The organism is Mesorhizobium loti, from assembly GCF_003148495.1.
Classification (GTDB): domain Bacteria; phylum Pseudomonadota; class Alphaproteobacteria; order Rhizobiales; family Rhizobiaceae; genus Mesorhizobium; species Mesorhizobium loti.
This window is the reverse complement of sequence record NZ_QGGH01000047.1, coordinates 1-2146: the sequence shown is the minus strand read 5'-3', so window position 1 is coordinate 2146 and position 2146 is coordinate 1. Positions and strand designations below refer to the sequence as shown.

At 61.3% G+C, this 2146-nt stretch carries 1 protein-coding gene and 1 pseudogene; both read left to right on the top strand.

Translation table 11 applies throughout. The features are described 5' to 3' along the window. The first annotated feature begins 168 nt into the window (after nt 1–168). Nucleotides 169–1698 (top strand): annotated as a pseudogene (istA, locus tag C8D77_RS37195) (IS21 family transposase). Nucleotides 1699–1713: 15 nt separating this feature from the next. Then, a partial coding sequence (locus C8D77_RS37190) for an ATP-binding protein (RefSeq protein WP_170136937.1) occupies nt 1714–2146 on the top strand: 433 nt, incomplete at its 3' end.

Genomic DNA, 2146 nt, shown 5'->3' with positions numbered 1-2146 from the left:
TGCGGATTCCGACGATTTACCGGACGGCATTCCGATCAAAAACCGGACGCGATTCCGAGAATTAACCGGACGCGATTCCGATTAAATACCGGACAGTTTTGAAGCCTGGATAGTGCCTTTGGGTCAGCAACCTGGGCATGCATTTCCTCGACGATAGAGGAGAGATGCATGCCGAAGAGAAGAAGGCTGACCATGAGACAATTGAGACAACTGCTTCGCCTAAACGCGGACGGCATAAGCGTTCGCGACACCATGCTTGGAATTGCCCGCAGTACGGTGCAGGACAACATAGAGCGAGCGACTGCCGCCGGCCTTTCCTGGCCGTTGCCGGCGGAGCTGACTGACGATGTTCTCGAATATCGGCTCTTCTCCCGTCAGGGCGTCAAACAAGGGATACGCCGACGCACCGAGCCTGACTGGGGAAGGCTGGCGGTCGAACTAAAGAAGCCGGGCGTGACGCTGTCGATCCTGTGGGAGGAGTATCGGGCCGTTCATCCCGATGGTTACGCTTACAGCAGATTCTGTGATCTCTTTAGAGGCTTCGAGCGGCGGCTGACGCCGACGATGCGCCAGGTGCATGTCGCCGGAGACAAGGTGTTCGTCGACTATTCCGGCAAGAAGCTGCCGATCGTGGACCGCAAGACCGGCGAGATCCGCGAGGCCGAGATCTTTCTCGGGGTGCTCGGCGCCTCGAGCTATACCTTTGCCGAGGCGACATGGAGCCAGACCCTGCCGGACTGGATTGGCTCGCATGTGCGCATGTTCCGCTTCTTTGGCGGCGTCCCGCGCCTGATTGTTCCCGACAACCTGAAGTCCGGTGTGAACCGCGCAAGCTTTTACGATCCGGAGATCAACCGCAGCTTCGGCATGATGGCTTCGCACTACGGTGTCGGCGTTCTGCCGGCGCGACCGAAAGCGACCGAAGGATAAAGCCAAGGTCGAAAGTGGAGTCCGTTTCGCGCAGAGCTGCATTCTAGGCCGGTGCGGAACCAGACCTTCTTTTCCCTGGACGAAGCCAATGCCGCTATCCGGGAGGCTGTCGAGCGGATCAACACCCACGTCATGCGCCGACTGGACCAGTGCCGTCGCGACCTGTTCGAGACGATGGAACGGCCAGCGCTCGCCGCACTACCAGCCGAGGAATACGAGTTCGCGGAGTGGCGGCTGGCGCGGGTATCGACGGACTATCATGTCGAGTTCGAACGCTATTTCTACTCCGTGCCGCACAGCCTCATTCGCCAGCAGGTGGATGTCCGGGCGACGAGCCGAACGATCGAGATCTTCTTCAAGGGCAAGCGCGTCGCTGCCCATCAGCGCCGCTATGGCGGGGCCCGTTTCGGAACCGAGCCGGACCACATGCCCAGTTCGCACCGCCGCTACGCGGAATGGTCGCCGGAGCGCTTCCGGCGCTGGGCTCGTTCGATCGGTCCACAGACCGAGGGGCTCGTCATCGCCATTCTTGCCAGCCGGCCGCATCCAGAACAGGGATTCAGAACATGCCTCGGCGTTCTCAAGCTCTACCAGGCGATCGACACGGCGCAGGCCGAAGCCGTTTCGGCCCGTGCGCTCGAGATCGGCAGCCTGAACTGCAAAAGCATCAGCGCCCTCATCAAATCCCACAAAGCCTCCAGGCACACCGCCGAACCTGCCGCCGTCGGCGAGCACGCCAATCTTCGCGGCCCAGGCTACTTTCATTAAGGAGATAATCAACAAATGCTGACCAATCCCACCATCGACATGCTGCGCGAACTCGGCCTTTCCGGCATGGCAAACGCGTTCCACGAACTGGAGACGCAGCCGGAGGCAAGAGCCCTCACGCATGGCGAATGGCTTGCCATCCTGCTCGAACGGGAGGCGACAACGCGCCGTCAGAAGCGCTTCGAAGCCAGAGCCCGTGCCGCCAGATTACGTCATGACGCCCAGATCGAGAACGCCGATTTCCGGGCAACCCGCGGTCTTGATCGCAATCTCTTCATGAGGCTGGCGACATGCGACTGGATCAGACAGCGCCATAGCCTGCTCCTGATCGGACCAGCCGGCGTCGGGAAGAGCTGGCTGGCCTGCGCGCTCGGCCACAAGGCATGCCGCGAGGATCTCTCGGTCGCGTACCACCGTGTGCCGCGCCTCTTCGCCTCGCTCGCCCTTG